This is a genomic window from Pedobacter polaris (assembly GCF_005116505.1).
Taxonomy (GTDB): Bacteria; Bacteroidota; Bacteroidia; order Sphingobacteriales; family Sphingobacteriaceae; genus Pedobacter; species Pedobacter polaris.
This window is the reverse complement of the sequence record NZ_SWBR01000001.1, coordinates 525481-546441: the sequence shown is the minus strand read 5'-3', so window position 1 is coordinate 546441 and position 20961 is coordinate 525481. Positions and strand designations below refer to the sequence as shown.

20 protein-coding genes and 2 tRNA genes are annotated in these 20961 nt (G+C 35.1%); 15 read left to right on the top strand and 7 right to left on the bottom strand.

Annotated features, from left to right (window positions below; genetic code table 11):
- Window positions 1-15: 15 nt before the first annotated feature.
- The gene (locus tag FA048_RS02435) at window positions 16-456 is read left to right on the top strand and encodes a hypothetical protein (protein ID WP_136838591.1); all 441 of its coding nucleotides are present in this window, start codon (window positions 16-18) and stop codon (window positions 454-456) included.
- Between the two features lie 15 nt (window positions 457-471).
- The gene (locus FA048_RS02430) at window positions 472-837 is read left to right on the top strand and encodes a DUF2784 family protein (protein ID WP_225872493.1); all 366 of its coding nucleotides are present in this window, start codon (window positions 472-474) and stop codon (window positions 835-837) included.
- Here FA048_RS02430 and FA048_RS02425 read toward each other — a convergent pair.
- Window positions 824-1756, bottom strand: coding sequence for a hydrogen peroxide-inducible genes activator (locus FA048_RS02425; RefSeq protein ID WP_136838587.1), 933 nt, complete (start codon window positions 1754-1756; stop codon window positions 824-826). The two genes, FA048_RS02430 and FA048_RS02425, sit on opposite strands and share 14 nt — an antisense overlap.
- A 198-nt stretch (window positions 1757-1954) precedes the next feature.
- Here FA048_RS02425 and FA048_RS02420 point away from each other — a divergent pair, with 198 nt between their 5' ends.
- From FA048_RS02420 to FA048_RS02395, 6 genes are all read left to right on the top strand, one after another.
- Window positions 1955-2818 (top strand): hypothetical protein, encoded by an 864-nt coding sequence (locus FA048_RS02420; RefSeq protein WP_136838585.1) that lies wholly within the window; start codon window positions 1955-1957, stop codon window positions 2816-2818.
- A gap of 11 nt (window positions 2819-2829) precedes the next feature.
- Window positions 2830-3234: a hypothetical protein gene (locus FA048_RS02415; protein ID WP_136838583.1), complete on the top strand. Its 405-nt coding sequence runs from the start codon at window positions 2830-2832 to the stop codon at window positions 3232-3234.
- 35 nt (window positions 3235-3269) lie between these two features.
- On the top strand, window positions 3270-4112 hold the full coding sequence (locus tag FA048_RS02410) for a hypothetical protein (protein ID WP_136838582.1): 843 nt from the start codon (window positions 3270-3272) through the stop codon (window positions 4110-4112).
- Between the two features lie 119 nt (window positions 4113-4231).
- Window positions 4232-4882, top strand: a complete 651-nt coding sequence (gene trmB, locus FA048_RS02405; protein WP_136838580.1) for a tRNA (guanosine(46)-N7)-methyltransferase TrmB — start codon at window positions 4232-4234, stop codon at window positions 4880-4882.
- On the top strand, window positions 4882-5208 hold the full coding sequence (locus tag FA048_RS02400; protein WP_136838578.1) for an MGMT family protein: 327 nt from the start codon (window positions 4882-4884) through the stop codon (window positions 5206-5208). Before trmB ends, FA048_RS02400 begins: the two co-directional genes overlap by 1 nt.
- 65 nt (window positions 5209-5273) lie before the next feature.
- Window positions 5274-5624 (top strand): carboxymuconolactone decarboxylase family protein, encoded by a 351-nt coding sequence (locus FA048_RS02395; RefSeq protein ID WP_136838576.1) that lies wholly within the window; start codon window positions 5274-5276, stop codon window positions 5622-5624.
- A 103-nt stretch (window positions 5625-5727) separates the two neighbouring features.
- Here FA048_RS02395 and FA048_RS02390 read toward each other — a convergent pair whose 3' ends face one another.
- Window positions 5728-6429 carry a hypothetical protein gene (locus FA048_RS02390; RefSeq protein WP_225872458.1) on the bottom strand — a complete coding sequence of 234 codons (702 nt, stop codon included), beginning with the start codon at window positions 6427-6429 and terminating at the stop codon, window positions 5728-5730.
- Window positions 6430-6537: 108 nt separating this feature from the next.
- On the opposite strand from FA048_RS02390, the gene polA reads away from it, so the two are divergent.
- The 3 genes from polA to FA048_RS02375 all read left to right on the top strand — a co-directional run bounded on the left by polA (window position 6538) and on the right by FA048_RS02375 (window position 10695).
- Window positions 6538-9342, top strand: coding sequence for a DNA polymerase I (polA, locus tag FA048_RS02385; protein ID WP_136838575.1), 2805 nt, complete (start codon window positions 6538-6540; stop codon window positions 9340-9342).
- 9 nt (window positions 9343-9351) lie between these two features.
- Window positions 9352-10218, top strand: a complete 867-nt coding sequence (locus tag FA048_RS02380) for an energy transducer TonB (protein ID WP_136838573.1) — start codon at window positions 9352-9354, stop codon at window positions 10216-10218.
- Between the two features lie 72 nt (window positions 10219-10290).
- A complete protein-coding gene (locus FA048_RS02375) occupies window positions 10291-10695 on the top strand; it encodes a hypothetical protein (RefSeq protein WP_136838571.1) in 405 nt (134 codons plus the stop codon).
- Between the two features lie 68 nt (window positions 10696-10763).
- Here FA048_RS02375 and FA048_RS02370 read toward each other — a convergent pair whose 3' ends face one another.
- Together FA048_RS02370 and FA048_RS02365 are read right to left on the bottom strand one after the other, a co-directional pair.
- Window positions 10764-11441: a metal-dependent hydrolase gene (locus tag FA048_RS02370; RefSeq protein ID WP_136838569.1), complete on the bottom strand. Its 678-nt coding sequence runs from the start codon at window positions 11439-11441 to the stop codon at window positions 10764-10766.
- A gap of 30 nt (window positions 11442-11471) precedes the next feature.
- Window positions 11472-11777, bottom strand: coding sequence for a YbaB/EbfC family nucleoid-associated protein (locus tag FA048_RS02365; RefSeq protein ID WP_136838568.1), 306 nt, complete (start codon window positions 11775-11777; stop codon window positions 11472-11474).
- 350 nt (window positions 11778-12127) lie between these two features.
- Here FA048_RS02365 and FA048_RS02360 point away from each other — a divergent pair, with 350 nt between their 5' ends.
- Together FA048_RS02360 and FA048_RS02355 are read left to right on the top strand one after the other, a co-directional pair.
- The gene (locus FA048_RS02360) at window positions 12128-12421 is read left to right on the top strand and encodes a hypothetical protein (RefSeq protein WP_136838566.1); all 294 of its coding nucleotides are present in this window, start codon (window positions 12128-12130) and stop codon (window positions 12419-12421) included.
- Between the two features lie 104 nt (window positions 12422-12525).
- Window positions 12526-14826, top strand: a complete 2301-nt coding sequence (locus FA048_RS02355) for a Tex family protein (RefSeq protein ID WP_136838564.1) — start codon at window positions 12526-12528, stop codon at window positions 14824-14826.
- A gap of 79 nt (window positions 14827-14905) precedes the next feature.
- On the opposite strand, the gene FA048_RS02350 is transcribed toward FA048_RS02355, so the two are convergent.
- Complete coding sequence (locus FA048_RS02350) at window positions 14906-15379, bottom strand: Lrp/AsnC ligand binding domain-containing protein (RefSeq protein ID WP_136838562.1); 474 nt, start codon at window positions 15377-15379, stop codon at window positions 14906-14908.
- Window positions 15380-15565: 186 nt separating this feature from the next.
- Between FA048_RS02350 and FA048_RS19670 the strand changes: the two genes are divergently transcribed.
- Window positions 15566-15675, top strand: a tRNA-Asp gene (locus FA048_RS19670).
- Window positions 15676-15746: 71 nt separating this feature from the next.
- Window positions 15747-15890: transfer RNA gene (locus FA048_RS19665), tRNA-Asp, on the top strand.
- 464 nt (window positions 15891-16354) lie between these two features.
- On the opposite strand, the gene FA048_RS02345 is transcribed toward FA048_RS19665, so the two are convergent.
- Both FA048_RS02345 and FA048_RS02340 read right to left on the bottom strand, forming a co-directional pair.
- A complete protein-coding gene (locus FA048_RS02345) occupies window positions 16355-17665 on the bottom strand; it encodes an amidohydrolase family protein (protein WP_136838560.1) in 1311 nt (436 codons plus the stop codon).
- Window positions 17658-20693 carry an amidohydrolase family protein gene (locus tag FA048_RS02340; protein WP_136838558.1) on the bottom strand — a complete coding sequence of 1012 codons (3036 nt, stop codon included), beginning with the start codon at window positions 20691-20693 and terminating at the stop codon, window positions 17658-17660. Before FA048_RS02340 ends, FA048_RS02345 begins: the two co-directional genes overlap by 8 nt.
- Between the last annotated feature and the right edge of the window lie 268 nt (window positions 20694-20961).

Here is a 20961-nt window from a genome sequence, read left to right as displayed (position 1 = left end):
TTAAATAAGAGACTGATGAAAAAATTGATTTTAGTTCTAGTATTGGTGATGGGTGTGTTTTTTTCAGGTAATGCTCAAAAAGTACCTACTTCAGAAGAAATTGCAAAAAAGAATATCGAAGAAATGGATAAGCGCTTAAAGCTAACCCCAACTCAAAGAAGTGTGATTTATAATTATGCTTTCGATATGGCTAAAGAGCAGCTGTTACTCTATAAAAAGCAAGTAGCAGGTACTGCGAAGGAAGAAGATGAAACTAGAATTTACAGGCTACAAAATGAGATGAATAAAAACATCAAACTTGTTTTAAAGCCAGATCAGATAGATGAATTCAATAAACTTAACGAAGAACGTTTAAGTGGCATTGATCCTGGTAAGAAAAAGAAAAAGAAGAAAAAAGGGGAAGAAGAAGAAAAGGTGGTCGGTATTGAAGGATTAAAGAGCACTGGAAATAATTAAATAGTGATGAGTTTGATGGTATTAGATATTCTGCTTACCATTTTACACCTAATCATTATTGGTTTTAATCTTTTTGGTTGGTTATTTAAGGCGACTAAAAAACTCCATTTTTGGTTTGCTATGGTTACACTTGGATGTTGGACCATTTTAGGAGTTTGGTTTGGTTTTGGTTATTGCCCAATTACAGACTGGCAATGGAATATTAAAACACAGCTAGGCGAACAAAATTTACCTGGTTCTTTTATTAAATATTTTGCTGATAAACTCACTGGATCAAATATCAATGCGGATTTAATTGATGTATTAACATTAATATTCTTTTTGGTTGCAATCGCCTGCTCTATTAAGGTTAATTTCTTTAATAAAATTAAATCCCTATAACATCTTTCTTTTTTCGTTGCTTCATTGCTTTAGGTATTACAGCTAAAATTTCTTCACGCAAAGCATTTAGCATCCTTTTTTTAATGAAATTTTTATGCGTAACTAAGCTAATTTCCCTAACAGGTTCTGGTGATTTAAAGTAACGGACTTTGTTGAGCTGTTTTACACTTAATTCTGCTAATGCTAACTCTGGCAATAATGTTGCTCCATTATTTACATCAACCATTCTTATTAAGGTCTCTACACTGCCAGTATTATAGGTTAAAGACTGTAAACGATTGTTCTTGGTAGAACGACAGATGTTCAATACCTGCGATCTCATACAGTGACCTTCGTTTAAGAGCCAAATGTTCTCGTCTTCTAGATCGTCGGCATCTATTGCTTTCTTTTTAAAAAGCTTGCTGTTTTTACTGATATAGCTTACAAAATTTTCATAATATAAAGGCATTTCACTTATATTCTGGTCAACTAACGGGGTCGCTAAAATACCGCAATCTATTACGCCTGTTTTTAAATGATGTATAATGTCTTCTGTAGTGTATTCCCAAATTAATAATTTCAGATCGGGATATTTTTCTAACATAGATGAAATCACCTGTGGTAATAAGTAGGGCGCAATTGTGGGGATAATGCCAATTTTCAACTCTCCAAGTACATCTTGTTGTTGGCTGCTGATAATTTCTTTTATTTTTTTATTCTCTTGTAGCACAATGCGGGCCTGAGCAATAATTTGAGCGCCAATTTCTGTAGGAATAATAGGTTGTTTACTCCTATCGAAGATTTTAACATTTAAAAATTCTTCTAGTTTTTGTACCTGCATGCTTAAAGTAGGTTGCGTTACAAAGCATTTATCTGCAGCACTTACAAAGCTACGGTAGGTGTCTACGGCTACAATATATTCAAGCTGAACTAAGGTCATATAGCTATAATTTATAATTATTTGTAAATATATTGATTTTGACAATAGGATGCTCTAGTTTTATTAACCTTATTTTGATGTGTTGATGGGGTTCTGGCTATTTTATTAATCTTGCCGTTAGTAATTAATAATTAATGTTTTATCTTTGAAAAATATTTAATTTATTAAATAATAACTACCTTCATTCAAAGTTGACTAATGAAAACGCTCAAAATCTTTATAAGTACTTTAGCAGCCATGCTATTCTTTACAAGTTTTTTATTTGCACAGAACGTCTTTGAAAGTGGGCTAAGGCTAAAACTTGACTCTTTACGAAGAGAGAAAGAGGTAGGTTTTTTTGGCAATGGAATTTTACTGCCAAATGGCTCAGTTCAAAGTGTAATGACTCCTTCTGGTTGGGGTGGTGGTAATACTACTTACTTGTATGTTGTAGTTGGAGGTATTTATCCTGCTGAATATGCAACCCCCAAAAAGGCAGATTTGATTACGGCTGCAGGTTTAAGCTTTGGTGATCCAAAAAAATACGTGAATACTTCTTTAAGTGTAAATGTTGGACGCGTATCTGAATTACAAGATCTTTCAGCAAATATTATACTCAGTAAGCAAATATTTAAAGCAAGCAGTATCTCTGTAGGAGGAATTCAACTATTTGCAAGTTCATCTATTTCTGATGCTCCAGATGCTACTTTTTATGTTGCATTTAGTCATTCGGTGCAAACTGTTTCCTCTAAATCAACGGGACGTTCTGCTTTAGGCTATACTATTGGCGTAGGTAATGGCCGTTTTTTGTATAAAAGTCCAAAAGACATTGCATCTGGTAAAGGAAAATATGGAACAGGGGTTTTTGCGAATGTATCTTATGAATTATTTAAAAATATGAATATAAATGCAGAGTGGTCTGGCTTAAACTTAGGTTTTTCTAGTGGGTTAAGACCATTCAGTAAATCGCCTCTAACACTTGGGTACGGAGTTTATAATTTAACAAGAAATTCTGGAGACCGAGTTTCTTTTATCGGTACTCTGGCCTATCCTTTTATTCTAGATAAGAAAGTAAATTATTAAATAACAAAACGATGAAAAAGTTAATATTAGTTTTTTTGACAATTTTCTCTTTAATGGGAATTAAAGTAATGGCCCAGAATGGTACAGGAAGTAATTCAGATTTCAAGGTGCCAGTACCTGTAATTACTCCTCAAATTACACCTACAACCACTATTACCACAGTAACCGTTCCGGCTCCACCACCAATTCCTGGGATACCTGTTCAAACTGCGGCAACTTTTGCAACAACAACTACAACAAATGTTGCACCAGCTATACCGCCAACACCTGCAACCCCAGCGCCACCAGCTGCTGGTACAACGGCTGCACCTCAAACAGTTACTACTTCAGTAACCTTACCTGCATTAACAGTATTGCCCCCAATTCCAGCTATACCTCCTAGTCCTAGTTTGAGATTAGCAATAGGCAGAAATTAATTTATTATCTGGCGCAATTTATAACGCAAACACCAATGAGTAATAAGACGAAATATATAGTACGTGGGGGCTTATGGGTATGGCTTTTTTTAATGGCTATTTCTTTGCAGGCACAAGAGGGTCATAGGGCTTTTCAGTTTAAGCAAGGTGAAGAATACCAAACAGAAATGTTGACTAATTCAAGCGCAGTGCTTAAAAGAGGAAATCAATTACTTAATATTAACTCTGTTACTACCGCTACAAAAACATATAAAGTTACTTCAACTAATGATAAAGAGTATTCTTTTAATGTAGAAATTAAAAAGATGGATCTAGTTTTGGATGCGCTTGGTCAGAAGTTGATATATAATTCTGAAACTGGTTTCGATTCTACATCTACCATTTTAAAAGCATTGAATTTTATGATTAAAAAGCCAATTAATTTAGTCATTAATAAGTATGGAATTATACAATCTTCAACAGATTACAAAGCAGAACTAGCAACAGATACCTTAGTATCATTTGCTGGATTACAACCTGAAGTTTTCGAAAAACAAACTTTATTTAGCATGTTAGCGGATATAACTTATGATAAATCACTCATAAAGGGATTTTCATGGGCCGATTCTGTAGTAATTGATAAACAGAAATTGAAAACTAATTTTACAATTGAAGAGATAACCGAAAATAATACCATTGTTAAATTTACCAATTCAATTGTTGGCAAATTGATTAGTAGTAATACCAATGGCACATATGTAATTGACAATAAGACAGGCTTAATTACAGAAAAATTGCTCTATAGTATCTCGGTTGGGTATCAAATTTCAGCTGGAAATACAGTTTATGCCGTATCTAGATCAACTAGTGTAACTGAACGAACAAAAAAAATCAAGTGATGATGCAAGAATTCTTCCTGTTCTAATCTCTATTTGCAATTTGTATACATCAATCATTATTTGTGCTTTTAAGCCACAAGTGCCCAATTTATTTTATTTTTGCACCTTAATATTTAAAAGTGGGTAAAGATAAATTAAGAAAGTTTGCTGAAATAGACACTTTTCCAAATGTGTATCAGCTACACTTGGGTAAGGTAATGAAAGGAAAATGGGCAGCAGCACATTTCAAAAATGATAATCCTGTTGTATTAGAATTAGCTTGTGGCAAAGGAGAGTATGCGGTTAATTTAGCAAAGCTATTTCCAGAAAAAAACTTTATTGGCATAGATTTAAAAGGCAATAGAATTTGGCGTGGCGCCAGAACAGGGGTTGATGAAGGTATACACAATCTTGCTTTTTTGCGGATTCAAATTGAGGATATTCTAGAATATTTTGAACCTGGAGAAATTGATGAAATCTGGATTACCTTCGCAGATCCTCAGCCACAAGAAAGTAGAGAAAAGAAAAGATTAACTTTTCCAGGTTTTTTAGCTAAGTATAAAATATTGCTAAAAGCTGGCGGAAAAGTAAATCTGAAAACCGACAACGATGGTTTGTATAATTATACTTGTGAAAAGGTAGAAGAGTTACAATTAATTACCCACAAAAAAACGGCTCATTTATATCAATCTGAATTTGCAGATGAAGTTTTATCAATTAAAACACATTACGAGAGAATATATTTAAAGCACGATAAAAACATCAATTATATTCAATTTTCATTTAGCTAATGAAAGATTCATTTTACGATCAAGTATTTGAAATTGCTCGACTGGTTCCAAAAGGAAGGGTGACTTCTTATGGTGCAATTGCAAAAGCTTTAGGTGCTGGTGGTTCTGCCCGTATGGTTGGTTATGCAATGAGTAATGCGGGTATTGCTCATCCAAAAGTTCCTGCACACAGAGTGGTTAATAGTAGCGGCTTATTAACAGGTAAGTTTCATTTTTCACCTCCAGAATTAATGCAGCAGCTTTTAGAGCAAGAAGGTATAGTTGTAGAAAACGATAAAATAAAGAATTTCAAAACAGTTTTCTGGAATCCGTTGGAGGAGCTTTAAAGCCGAAATTCCGCTGATTAGAAGGCTAATTGTAATTCGTAAATCTAAAATTGTAAATTAAAATTATGGGAAAACTTATAGAAGAATTTAATGACTATCGTACAAAAATGAACGGTAGGATAATGGAGACAGCGAACACAAACATCAAAAGGTTTTTTGCACTTGATACAACTACTTATGCAGATGGTGCATTAAATGTAAAAACTAAAGAGATGCTAGGTTTGGTAGCATCTATGGTTTTGCGTTGTGATGATTGCATCAAATATCATCTTGAAAAATGCCATGATGAAGGTGTTAACAATGCAGAAATAAATGAAGTATTTATGATTGCCAATTTAGTTGGCGGATCCATTGTTATTCCGCATTACAGAAGAGCAGTTGAGTTTTGGGATGAGTTAGGTAGTTGTAAGTCTTAAGCCAAAAGTATTGAGTCTTTAGGGATAACCCTATATGTTAGTTTATGGGTAAATTCAGAGAACTTAATACGCCCTGTACTCAAGACTGATGACTCAGGCTTAATTACTTCTTTCCAGAAGAATTATAGGCTTTTACATAAGCCGCTAAATTTTTTGCATCAAAACTTTCAGTGGCTTTAATGCTTTCTGCCAAATCCTCATCGTTGGTTAGCTTTTGAAGTAATATTGCCCTTATATCTGAAACCTTTGCACCATTTAACCTTACTTCTTGAATGGGACCTGTTCCTGGTCTTTCAATAAAATAACTAATTTTCCCTGGAGTAGAAACTGCTTCTTCTCTTCTTCTGCCACCGCCAAGTCCAATTGAAACCCCACCTCCTAAGCCACCGCCAAAACCCCCTGTTCCCATTCCAATTCCTACAGATGGCCTAACTTTTACCCTAGGCTGCGGAGCTTGTTCGATTATGCCTTTATCTCCATAAGAATACAAGTTTACAATACCTGTTTCTATTACTTTAAAGAATCTAAACTCCATTTTCTTTTTTACTACAATTGGCTTACTTGCGTAGGTTTCGCCATTCCATACAAAAGATTGGATGTCTTTTGCTTGATATTCCTTTATTCCTTGTTCCTCATCCATTATGGCTACAGAACTAAAATTAGTGCCTTTAATTAAACCTCTTACAAAGTTTCCTTCGCTAATTAAAATTGCATCTTGTGCAAAAAGCTTAGCTGTAAAAAGAATAAAGAACAAGAAGATGTTAAATGCTTTCATTACTACAAATAACGTAAATTTTCTGGTCATGTTGCCTATAATATACTAATAATAACGAAGATAGGTTTTAAAGATAGGAGAAAAATAAATAGAAATACCATTATCAAATTTGTTGGCTATTCTTAACTTTACAATATCATGGATAATAAAAAACTTTTCCTTTTAGATGGGATGGCGTTAATTTATAGAGCGCATTTTGCATTGAGTAAAAACCCTCGTTTTACCTCCACAGGTGTAAATACTTCAGCTGTAATGGGTTTCGCTAACACATTGATGGAAGTATTAAAAAAGGAAAAACCTAGCCATATTGCTGTGGTTTTTGATACCGAAGCACCCACAGAAAGACATACAGATTTCGAAGCCTACAAAGCGCACCGTGAGGCAATGCCCGAAGATTTATCTAAAGCTTTACCCTATGTTTTTAAATTGATAGAAGGTTTTAACATCCCGGTAATTACAGTAGATGGCTTTGAAGCGGATGACATTATCGGAACAATGGCTAAGGAAGCAGAAAGAAAAGGTTTCCAAGTTTTCTGCATGACACCAGATAAAGATTTTGCCCAGCTAGTATCTGAAAATATTTTTATTTACAAACCTGCTCGTATGGGTAATGAAATGGAGATTTTAGGTGTAAAAGAAGTTTTAGCTAAATGGGAGATTGAAAATGTATTACAGGTTATAGATATTTTAGGCCTATGGGGCGATGCGGTAGACAATATTCCAGGTATACCGGGTATTGGAGAAAAAACGGCAAAACTCTTAATTAAACAATATGGCAGCATGGAAAATATCATAGCCAATAGCCATGAACTAAAAGGAAAACAAAGAGAAAACGTAGAAAATTTTGCACAACAAGGATTGGTGTCTAAAAAACTGGCAACTATTATATTAAATGTACCAGTTGAATTTGATGAGACAAAATTAATTTTAGAAGAACCTAGTAGAGAATTGCTAGAACCTTTATTTGCAGAATTAGAATTTAGAACCATTGGGAAAAGGGTTTTTGGAGAAGAATTTAGTGTGAATGATGCAAAAAGCTCAACTCAGCAAGATCTTTTTGGAAACAATGTTGTAGTAAAACGGAAAGATTTCTCAGAACAACCTTCACTTTTCGATACCCCAATTGATGCAAAGAATATTAGCAATACTCCGCACGAATACTTTTTAATTGATACACTAGAAAAAAGAAAAGAACTGATTGATTTGCTTTTGCAGCAACCTAGTGTTTCTTTTGATACTGAAACAACTGGAACAGATGCTAACTTAGCCGATTTGGTAGGATTATCTTTCTCTATTAAAGTTGGCGAGGGATATTATATTCCACTTCCAGAAAATAGAACAATAGCTCAAGGCATTGTAGATGAATTTAGAGTTGTTTTAGAAAATGATAAAATCGATAAAATAGGACAAAATATTAAGTACGATATGTTGGTGCTTAAATGGTATGATGTACAGGTTAAAGGAAAGTTATTCGATACGATGCTGGCTCATTATTTAATAGATCCAGATACCCGTCATAACATGGACGTATTGTCTGAAAATTATTTGGGCTATACACCTATTTCCATTACTACTTTAATTGGTGCAAAAGGAAAAGGTCAGGGTACAATGAGAGATGTACCCGTAGAAAACGTGGTAGATTATGCCGCAGAAGATGCAGATGTTACTTTGCAATTGGCCAATGTTTTCGAGCCAATGCTAAAAGAAAGAAATGCTACTAAATTGGCAGAGGAAATTGAAAATCCTTTGATTTACGTTTTAGCTGATATTGAAAAAGAAGGTGTTAAGATCGATATTGAAACGTTAAATGCGTACTCAATAGAATTGCAAGTAGAAATTACCAAAGCCGAACAAAGTGTTTATGAAAAAGCAGGGTTAAAGTTTAATCTAGCATCACCAAAACAATTGGGTGAGGTATTGTTTGACCATTTAAAACTAGACCCTAAAGCTAAAAAGACAAAAACTGGGCAGTATCAAACGGGAGAAGATGTACTAACTTTATTAGCTCATAAAAGCGATATTGTAAAAGATATTTTAGATTTCCGCCAATTGCAAAAATTAAAATCAACCTATGTTGATGCTTTGCCGCTACTAGTAAACCCTAAAACAGGTAGGGTACATACTAGTTTTAATCAGGCAGTTGCCGCAACGGGTAGATTAAGCTCTAATAATCCCAACTTGCAAAACATTCCAATTCGTACAGAAAGAGGAAGAGAAGTAAGAAAGGCCTTTATTGCTAGAGATGAAGACCATGTGTTGTTATCTGCGGATTATTCTCAAATAGAACTTCGCATTATTGCAGAAATTAGTAAGGAAGAAAACATGTTAGATGCTTTTAACAAAGGCATCGACATTCATACGGCAACTGCAGCAAAAGTATATGGAATTGCAATTGAAGAGGTGGATTCTACTCAGCGTAGAAACGCTAAAGCAGTAAATTTCGGAATTATTTATGGCCAATCTGCATTTGGTTTATCTCAAAACTTAAATATTCCTCGAAAAGAAGCGGCAGAAATTATCGAACAATATTTTACTCAATATCCAGGGATTAAAAGATACATGAGCGATACTATGAATTTTGCCCGTGAAAATGGTTTTGTAGAAACGATTATGGGAAGAAGAAGATATTTAAGAGATATCAATTCAGCTAATCAAACCGTTAGAGGGTATGCAGAACGAAATGCAATTAATGCCCCAATACAAGGCTCTGCAGCAGATTTAATTAAAATAGCCATGATCAACATCCATAAGGACATGAAAGATCAAAATCTGGGCTCTAAAATGACCATGCAGGTGCATGATGAGTTGGTGTTTGATGTGTTAAAAACGGAGGTTGAACAAATGAAAACCATTATAACCCATAGAATGAAAACAGCTATTCAAACAGAAGTGCCAATTGAAATTGAAATTGGAGAAGGGGTTAATTGGTTGGCAGCACATTAATACAATCGTATGAAAAAGTTTATATTGTTATTATTGATTCTTCAATCTGCTTATGTTTTTGCACAGCAAGATACAACCTTAATCTATTCAAATCCTGGTTATAATAAAGACCCACTGCGTTCTAGGTTAAAACAAAAAATCGAAGAAAAAGAAGGTTTATGGGTTATTACATTATACGATAGAAAAGATGTTTTAATTGAAAAAATCAGCTTTGAAGATAAGAAGTTAGAGATTAGAAAGGGTGCTTATGCTTTTTATGAAAATGGCAATATAAAAGAAGAAGGGCACTATAATAGAGGTTACAAATCAGGAGAGTGGAATTATTATTACCCAAATAAACAACTGTATGAAAAGGTTAATTATTTATGGGGAAAGTTAAACAGCGATTATAAATCTTATTGGGATGATGGTAATTTAAAAAAGGAAGGCACCTATAACCAAGGAAAAAAAACAGGCAATTGGAAAATGTTCTATAGAGATAAAAAACCTGCTCTTACTGAGGAATATGATGAAAATGGAAAGCTTATAGATGGTGTATATTTTGATGAGCAAGGTAAAAGTGTAAATAACTTATATGTAATACAGCCCCCAAGTTACCCAGGTGGGATGAAAGCTTTTTATCAATTTCTAGCAAAGGAAATTCGGTATCCAGTTAATGCACAAAAAAATTCGGTACAGGGCACAGTTAGGTTATCTTTTGTTGTTACAAAAACTGGGAAAATACAAGATATAAGTGTAATTGAAAGTCCGGATAATGATTTAAGCAGAGAAGCTGTTAGGGTTTTACAATATAGTTCAAACTGGTTGCCGGCAAAAGAATTGGGAGAACCAGTGAATATGAAATATACGGTGCCAGTAAGATTTGCATTGAAATAGATAATTTATTAACTTCATTTAATCTTCATATCGAAGAAATAATTTTACATCTATAAAGAAAAACAAAAAACCATGAAAAAATTAGTAAGTCTAATCGCCATTGCTGTATTAGGAATGAGCAGCACTTTCGCTCAAACAGCAGCTCCACAAAAATCGGTAACTGTAAAAGTAACACCACCACCATCAGTTAAAAAAGTAGAAACCAAAGTTGCTACTGTAAAGGCTACAGCCCCAGTTGCAGTTAAGAAAACTGAAACTAAAGTAGCTGTTGTAAAAACAACTGCTCCTGTAGCACTGAAGAAAGAAACTAAAAAGGTAGTAACAGTAGCTACACCAACGAAAAAAGATGGTACTGCTGATATGCGTTATAAAGTAAACAAAGAAGCTAAAATTGTAGTAGCTGGACCTAAAAAAAAAGACGGCACTGCAGATATGCGTTACAAAGCAAATAAAGCTGCACCAACAAAGAAAAACTAAGTCATAACTAGTTTAGTTAAATTAAGTTTAAAGTAAAAATCCCTCTCGAGCAATTGAGAGGGATTTTTTTATAAGTCCATTGTTTCTCCAATAGCTGGTAAAAACAAGGTTTTTTGAGCTCTCTTAAAACTTTCTACAGCTACATGTTCATCTATTTCTATCACTGGAAATGTATTGTAATGAACGCCTATAATTTTATCGCAATTGATATATTTTGCTGCAATTACTGCATCATCTACATCCATTGTGTAATTCCCTCCTATAGGTAAAATGGCATAATCTAATTTATAAAGCTCTGGCAATAACTTCATTTCAACAGTTAAGCCTGTATCCCCCGCAAAATAAATTTGTTTTCCATCTAGTTCCAATACAAATCCAGCAGGATTTCCACCATAACTCCCATCGGGTAAACCGGCAGAATGTGTAGCCCAAACCATACGCACCACTCCAAAATCAAACGTATGTTTCCCAAAATTCATTGGATGTACATTCTCAATCCCTTGTTTCATTACCCAACCGATAATTTCGGGTATGGCAATCACAGTAGCATTTGTTTGTTTAGCCAAAGCAATTAAGTCTCCAACATGATCGCCGTGTGCATGGCTTACCAAAATGTAATCGGCTTCAATTTTAGTGGTATCAATAGCCGCAGCCAAAGGATTTTGAGAAATGAAAGGATCGAATAGAAATTTTTTATCCTCAGTTTCTAACAAGAAGCAAGATTGACCGTAGTAGGTATATTTCATAAGAGTATAAAGTATTTAGACAGAACTAATTTAACCACCGAACATGCCGCCTAGGCCGCCAAGCATATTTTTTGTAGCCGCTTGCATTTCTACAGCACTAACTTCGTCTGCTTGTGCTAAAGCCTTATTTACGGCTGTTAATAGCAACTCTTCTAATTCTTCTCTATCTGCACCAGCAAAAAAATCTTCCTTAATTTCTACTGCGGTAATTGCCTTATTCGCAGTAGCGGTTACTTTAATTGCCCCGCCTTCTACTTCCCCAAATACAGAAACTGTATCTAATCGTTTTTTAATTTCTTCTGCCTGTTGTTGGGCAGCCATTAATTTATCGAACATGATTTTTTAGTTTTTATAATAAGTCGAAATTAATAGAAAATGTTTTAAAAAGGGTGATTTAAGGCAAAGTAATTTTCAGAAACTACTTAATAAATATGTCAGTCTGAGCTTGTCGAAGACTATGGTTTAAATCCTTCGACAAGTTCAGGATGACAACAGATTATAATTTTTGAGAAGAGATTTAAGAAAGCAAAACTAGTATTCTATCGGTCTGGGTAGTCCTGCTTTTTACTTCAAGTCTTCGCTACGCTGTGGGCTTTCCGTTTCAATCGGGTTTAGAGAACCAAGACTTTAACAACTATTAAAATATCAGTTTTAATAATTAATTTCAATCATCATATATGACAAAAATGGATAAAAGAATAATCGGTGTTTGGAAAAGTGATTTAGTGGATGAGCCTACTAGAATTAATATAGGGAATGTTTTGATGGAATTTACAGAGGGTGGAAAGCTTATCTATAAGATATTTGAGAATGAGAATGTGCAAATTATAAATATGGTATATCAGTTAATTGATGATGTTATATTTTCAGATCAACCCTCAAATCCTCAGGTACAGAAGACTAAATATAAATTTAAAGGTGATAATATATTATTATTAGAGTTTGATGGAGAAATAACAGTATTTAAACGAAAAGTATAGGATTTATCTATTTTAACTATGTTTCTATGTGGTTAAATTTAATCTATGAAATCATTTTAATCTGTGTAATCATCTCCCTAAATTAGCCCCCTCTAAAACTAAATATGAATATACATTTTCAAAGCATAGCAAGCACATTAAATATTTCAATTAAACAAGTTAGTGCAACACTATCTTTATTAGATGAAGGTGCGACAGTTCCATTCATTTCCCGTTACCGTAAAGAAGTAACTGGTAGTTTAGATGAAGTACAAGTTGCGGCCATAAGAGATTTAGCACAACAACTACGTGAGCTAGACAAACGCCGTGAAGCGATTTTAAAATCACTTACAGAGCTTGAAAAATTAACACCAGCTTTAGAAAAGCAGATAAATGAAGCCAAAACTATAACCGCTTTAGAAGATATTTATTTACCCTATAAACCTAAACGTAAAACTAGGGCTTCGGTAGCCAAAGAAAAAGGATTAGAGCCTTTGGCATTGCGTATTTTATCTCAAAGTAGAATTGACCCAGCGCAAGAAGCGGCAGCTTATATCAACGATAAGAAAGGAGTAGCCAACCAAGAAGAAGCATTAGCTGGCGCAAGAGATATCATTGCTGAAATGGTTAGTGAAAATGCAGAAGCCAGAACTAAAATGCGGAATCATTTTATACAAAAAGCAACCTACAAAACGGTTTTAGTAAAAGGAAAAGAAGAAGTAGGTATTAAATATAAAGATTACTTTGAGTGGGAAGAAAGCGCTAAATCTGCACCTTCTCATCGTGTTTTGGCAATGTTAAGGGGCGAGCAAGAAGGGTTTCTGAAATTAAATGTCCTTCCAACAGATGAGCCAGCCATAGAATTATTAGAGAATCAATTTATAACTGGAAGAAATGCAGCTGCAGATCAAGTTCAATTGGCATTAACTGATGGTTATAAAAGATTGCTTCGTCCTGCGATGGAAACAGAATTGAGAGCTACAATTAAGCAAAAGGCCGACGAAGAAGCAATCAAGGTTTTTGCAGAAAATGCCCGTCAATTGTTACTAGCTGCTCCAATGGGGCAAAAAAATGTATTGGCAATTGATCCAGGCTTTAGAACAGGTTGTAAAGTGGTATGCTTAGATAAACAAGGACAGTTATTGGTTAACACCACTATCTATCCCCACACTGGGCAAGGAAATTTGAAAGACGCGGCTTGGCAGTTAACTCAGCTTTGTGAAAAACACGAAGTAGAAGCCATCGCTATTGGCAACGGAACAGCAGGTAGAGAAACAGAAACTTTTGTTCGTGGATTGAAAATTCCTGATGTTGTAGTTGTGATGGTAAACGAAAGTGGCGCATCAATATATTCAGCATCACCATTGGCTAGAGAAGAATTCCCAACCCAAGATATTACAGTTCGTGGTGCTGTTTCAATTGGTCGCAGGTTAATGGATCCATTAGCAGAATTGGTTAAAATTGATCCAAAATCTATTGGTGTTGGTCAATATCAGCATGATGTTGATCAAAATAAGTTGCAAAAAAGTTTAGATGATACGGTAATGAGCTGTGTAAATGCAGTTGGGGTTGAATTAAATACAGCATCTAAACAAGTGTTAGCCTATGTTTCTGGTTTAGGTGATACGCTAGCGCAAAACATTGTAAATTATCGCAATACAAATGGTGCTTTTAAAAATAGAGAGAGTTTAAAGAAGGTTCCTCGCTTAGGCGATAAAGCTTTTGAGCAAGCTGCGGGATTTTTACGCATTCGCGATGCTAAACAAGTATTAGATAGTAGTGGGGTGCATCCAGAGCGTTATGATTTGGTTAATCAGATGGCAAAGGATTTAGGTTGTACAGTTGATGACCTAATTAAAGATATTAACCTGCAAAAACAAATCAATTTACAAAGATATGTAAGCACTGCTGTAGGATTGCCAACCTTAACAGATATTGTAAAAGAATTGGCTAAACCAGGTCGAGATCCTCGTGAGCAATTTGAAGCTTTCAGTTTTGCTGATGGTGTAAATTCAATAGAAGATTTAAAAAGTGGAATGAAGTTATCGGGTATCGTAACCAACATTACCAATTTTGGTGCTTTTGTAGATATCGGTGTTCATCAAGATGGTTTAGTGCATACCAGTCAGTTGGCTAATCGTTTTGTGGCAAACCCGAATGATGTGGTTAAAGTAAGTCAAGTTGTTGAAGTTACCGTGGTTGATATTGATATAGCTAGAAAGAGGATTTCGTTGTCAATGAAGACTGAAGAAAGCCCAAAACCTAAAGCTGAAAGACCAAAGCAATACGAGCAGAAAGATAATGGAGTAAAGAATAAGGAACAAGGAGCAAAGAATTTTGTTTCAAAACCTCAGCAGCAGCCTAAAAAGGAAGCTGATGGCGATTTGCAAGAGAAATTAGCAAAATTGAAGGGGCTGTTTAAATAGGAGTAAGGATAAAAGAGCAAGGAGAAATGATTAAACTTGTGATTGAATACCTAGTCTTTGCTCTTTTATCCTTGTTCTTTTATAACTCTATCTGTCTCTTAATACTTTCTTCCAAAGAAATTAATGTTTCGGTACGTTGTATTCCTTTTACAGCTTGTATTTCTTCATTTAGTACATGTCGCAAGTGATTCGTATCTCTACAGGTAATTTTGGCAAACATACTGTAAGATCCAGTGGTATAGTGCAATTCTACAACCTCTTTAATATTGCTAAGCTGTTCAACCGCATCTTTGTACTGAGATCCTTTTTCTAGGTATATTCCTAAAAAGGCAGTAATGTCGAACCCGGCTTTTTTTGGATCGATGATTAAATGAGAGCCCCTAATTATACCCATATCTGCTAGTTTTTTCATCCTAACGTGTACTGTTCCACCAGAAATAATCAGTTCTTTAGCAATTTCTGTATATGGTTTAGTAGCATCTTGCATCAACTGTGTTAAAATCTGAATATCGAGGTTATCAATTTCTAAATTTTGAGTTTCTTTTTTAAGCATATATTTTGAAATTATTAATGATTATCAAATTTAATTACAATTTTCGTAAAAATAAAATAAAATGATTAAAATATTTGCAACATATTTGATAATTGTCTTATGTTTGTATCAAGCAATTCGGTTAGCAGTTGCCGGTTAGCAGTTCACAACTGCCAATTGAAACTTGCAAACTGATAACTTATACTCTGTAGGGTGGTGAAATTGGCAGACACACCTCCTTGTCTCGGTGGTAGAGAAGATGGGAAATCCGGTAACGGTACAACCACTCTATGAAGGTTCGACTCCTTCCCCTACAGCAACTCAATTAGCAGTTAACGGTTAGCAGTTCACAACTGCCAATTGAAACTGTAAACTGAGAACTAAAGAATGTTGGGTGGTGAAATTGGCAGACACACCTCCTTGTCTCGGTGGTGGGGATCATGGGACAAACGCAATTTATGGGTTGACCACAAATTAATTTTGAATTGCAGCTAACTACCCCTTGAAGGTTCGACTCCTTCCCCAACAGCCAGTTTTATAAATAATAATAAGTTAGTTAAGGAGAGTGACTTGGGATCGAGTTACTCTTTTTTTTGTTCACTGATTTCACAGATTGAAAAGATTTCAGAGATTTTTATAGCTTTTTGAAAAGCAATTGAAGCATCTTATAGCTCAGGTTCGGTCCCGCTTTTCGTTTCAATGTTTTGTCCTTCGACAGGCTCAGGATGACAAAAGGATTTTCACTTTTATCGGGTCTATTTTACGCAGGTTTTTGCTACTATGAACGGTTTACCTGCACAGTCTTATGTTCAATAGCCACGGTTGTAGCGGCATATCCCGATTCTTCATCGGGAATACAGCGGAAAACGGGACTGCCTTTAATTGTTATATTGTCACTGCGCTCTTTATTGAAAAGGCTAATGTATAAAAAAGCCGCTGATTCGCTGATTTAGTTTATAATCTACGAATCAGCGGCTTATATTATCAACTGAACGGTTATTTTATTCTGTATTTATCGCTAAACTTTTTATCTAATTGTTTGTGAAGGTTATCTAAATTAATAGATCGACCTTGAATAAACGCTTGTTCAACTTTATTTGTTTTCATGTCTAAAGCATCACCGGCAGATATAAATAAAGTAGCGTCTTTTCCAATTTCAATACTACCTGCAGTTTTATCAATGCCTAATACTTTTGCTGTATTTAGTGTAATTGTTTGTAATGCCTTTTCTTTACCTAAGCCCCAAGTTGCTACGGTACCTGCCATAAATGGTAGGTTTCTTTGTTGCCAATAGCCATCAATACTTACCACAACAGTAATACCTGCATTTGCCAAAGCAGCAGCATTTTTATATGGCATATTTACGTCATCATCAACATTGTTTGGTAAAGCATGTGGCTGTTTTACTACAACAGAGATATTATTCTCCTTTAAAAAATCAATAATTAAATAAGCTTCATCACCACCAACAATAACAGGAGTGATGCCATATTTTTTTGCAAAATTAACAGCGGCTACAATATCCTTTTGCGAATCTGCAGTAATGAACAACTTCTCTTTGCCATTAAATAAATTTTCCATGGCTGCTAAACGTGCATTGCTTGTAGTAGGTTTTTCTCCTTCTGCATAGGCTTTTGCCTGAGCAAAAATTTCATCTAAATCTGAAACAGCTTTTTGTGTTCTTTCCGCTAAAGCATCAGCAGAGAAACCTGGTCTAGCACCACCAAAACCACCTCTAAAACGTGGTGTTACTGGCCAATTTACATGTTGAGCATCATCAATTTTGAGTGCGGCATCTTCCCAATTCCAAGCATCTAATTGAACTACAGAAGAGCTTCCGGCAATTGTTCCACCTTGTGGTGTAATTTGAGCCATTAAAATGCCATTACTACGCAAAGTGGGTGGCACTTTCGAATCTGTATTGTAAGCAACAATAGACCTAATATGAGGGTTCATGTTTCCAATCTCCTGAAAATCGAGCGTAGCTTTTACAGACTCGAATTCAGCTAAACCTAAATTGGTAATAGGAGAGATAAAGCCTGGATAAACATGTTTTCCATTCGCAGTGATCATTTCAGCATCGGTCATATTTAGCTTTACAACTGTAGCATCGCCAACACCTGTAATTTTACCTTTTTCAAATATGATATAGCCATTATCTATAACCTGTCCATTACCAACATGCACGGTTGCACCAAAAATTACAATCTTTTTTGTCTGTGCTTTAGCAGGAGAAATGTTTGCCTGAGCAAAACTAGCCACTGTTGTTGCTAAAACAAAAAACAGCGTTAAAATATATTTATTCATGAGAATGTGCTCCTTCCATTGCTTCGTTTAAATCTGCTGAGTAATCACTTAAAGTTTCGCAGTTGTATAAAGTTTGGGGAATGCCCGTAGGACGTTGTGTTCTTCCACCTTTATTTTTACTGTCTAGCATTTTTTGGATCAATCGTGCACGTTCTACTTGCTGTGCTTTTTGAACCTGTGCATCCTTTTCCAAGTCCCAATAGGCAATACCATCAACAAAAGTTTTTTCTGCTTTTGCGTAGATAGATAATGGGTTATCAGACCAAACCACAACATCTGCATCTTTACCAACCTTAATACTGCCCACCTTATTATCAATGTGGAGCATTTTAGCTGGATTAAGCGTTACAAATTTCAAGGCATCTTCTTCAGGTACACCACCATACAAAACAGATTTACCAGCTTCTTGATTTAAGCGGCGAGCCATTTCAGCATCATCAGAGTTAAATGCAGTAGTAATGCCTACGTTGTGCATAATTTTCCCATTATAAGGGATAGCTTCCTGAACCTCCATTTTATAAGCCCACCAATCTGAGAAAGTTGAGGCTGCGATGCCATGCGCTTTCATTTTGTCAGCTACTTTATAACCTTCTAAAATATGTGTAAATGTGTTAATTTTAAAGCCTAAACTATCTGCCACGTGAATTAGCATATTTATTTCAGACTGAACATAAGAGTGACAAGTGATAAAGCGTTTGTTATTTAAAATCTCAACAATTGCATCTAGCTCTAGATCTCTACGCACATTATTGCCTTTTACTGCTAGTGCTTTTTGGTATTCTTTTGCACGTGTAAAATCATCAACAAATGTTTGTTCAACACCCATACGTGTAACTGGGAAACGGGCGCCAGTACCAAAATTGCTTTGTTTTACATTTTCGCCTAGGGCGAATTTGATAAAGCCATCTGCACCAGCAAATTTTAATTCTTCTGGCAATTTACCCCATCGTAACTTTATAAGCTGAGACTGGCCTCCGATTGGGTTGGCAGACCCATGTAAAATATGAGAAGTAGTAACACCACCTGCCAACTGGCGATAAATGTTTACATCTTCAGAATTGATAATATCTGCAATGCGAACCTCTGCTGATGAAGATTGTGCACCTTCATTGATCCCGCCGCTACCAGCAATATGTGAGTGCTCATCTATTAAACCAGCCGTTATGTGCTTGCCAGTTGCATCAATAACTTTTGCAGTACCAGCTGATAAACCCTTACCCACGGCCTTAATTTTGCCGTTTTCTAAAAGCACATCTGTGTTTTGCAAAATGCCTTCTTTCTCATTAGTCCAAACAGTAGCATTTTTTAAAAGTACAGTTTCTGCAGTAGGCTGTAGTGTATTACCAAATGCTACAAACGGATAAATTAATGGGCCATTTGCGGCAATAACAGGTTTAGGTTCTTCACGTTTAGGTGTTTCTTTGTTTGCTTCTTTAAATGTAGCGGTCCATTTACCAATTGTACCTTCCGAAAGTGCAAACTCACCTTTAAAAGCAATTGGACTTACTGAAGTTAAATAACCACTTAAACGAATATCACCTTTAGGATTTTTCTTTAAGTTGAAATTGATGCTAACCCAATCTCCACTACGCACAAAAGTTGCAGTAGTTTTAACGCTATCTACACCAGTTCTCTCAATTGCAGCAACTGTGCCACCACCCGTACCAGTAATCTTTAAGGTTAATGCACCAATTCCATCAGCATTTAAATTGTAAACACCACGAAGATCTGTTACATCCATTTTGCTCACTACAAAACGTTTGCCTTGTACCCAGTTTTCGTAAATGATATTTCCAGTTTTAAAAAGATTATCTGAAGTAATTAAGAAGTTAGCCAACTTACCTTTTTCAATAGAGCCAACTTTATCACTAATGCCTAACATTTTAGCAGGTACTTCTGTAACAGAAAGTAATGCTTGTTTTTCTGTTAATCCATTATCCAGCGCAGTGCGGATGTTTGTCCAAAAATCTCTAGGATTGTCTAAACTAAAAGTAGTTAAGGCAAAATTTATTCCAGCTTTTTCTAATACCGATGGATTGGTTGGAGCCAATTCCCAAGCTTTCATTTGCCCTAAACTAACATTTCTAGCTTCTGCTGGATCTTCTACATCAAATGCTTTTGCAAAATTAATAGGGATAATTAAACTTGCACCAGTGGCTTTTACTGCATCAATACGTTGATATTCATCGCCAGTAGATTTAACAATGTAATCTTTGCCAAATTCTTTACCAATTTTAACTGCACGAAGAATGTTTGCCCATCCATCAGCTTCAAAAAGTTGTGGTAAAGTTTGTTGCTTGTTAAATTCTTCTAATGAGATGTTATATTCTTCTTTTTGGTTTTTGTACCAAGTTGCATCCAAATAGGTTTGGCGTAAAAGCGCAATTGAACCCATTAATGATGATGGATAATCATTAGCGGAAGTACCTTTATTAAATGAATAGTTTGCTGCAGTTTGATCTTTAATGATAACCAAATTCTCACTTGCATCATTTAAGGTTACTGCTGCAGAGGTACCACGAGCTATACCATCGCGGTTAATTACATTCACACTGCCAAAACCTGCTTTGCGCATGTCATCAGCTTTTTTAGTATCAATAGCGAAAACACTTCTCACTTCAGTTTCTGGTCTAATTGCTTCGTTCCAATTATAAGCACCTTTTTTGGTAGAGGTGAAAATAGATTGACGGGTACCACCAAAGCCTCCAGCAGCTGTACGCTGTGCTTCAGGAATCCCGTAAGCTGTAAAAGCATCAATTAGAGAAGGATAAATGTATTTTCCTTTTAAATCAACCACTACATAACCCTTTGGTATTGCAGTTCCTGTTCCTACAGATTGGATGATTTTGTCTTTAATTAGTAACACGCCGTTACTAATGGTTTGATTAGCGTTAACTACAATGTTTGCATTGGTAAAAGCATACAATCCAGGTCTAATGTCATAAGAACCATTGATGGGATAAGTTTGCTGAGCAAACAAAAATGCAGTAGAAAACACCAACGCTAGCGCTAGTAAAATTTTCTTCATAATGTTAAGTTTGTTAAGTCCTTAAATCTATTGATAAATAAAGATTTAAATAAATTCTATCCTATATTTTACAGTAAAATTTAACTTAAGTGAGTTTTTTCTAAATGAATACGCAGGTTTTGGTGTGCTTTTTAAGAAAAATATTGGGTTTTGTGTATGTTTTACTACTAATAATCGCTTTAAAAAGAAAAACCATATAAGTAATAAGAAACATATAAGTTTGACCCTTATATTATCTTCTATTACTTATATGGTTAACTAGATTAAA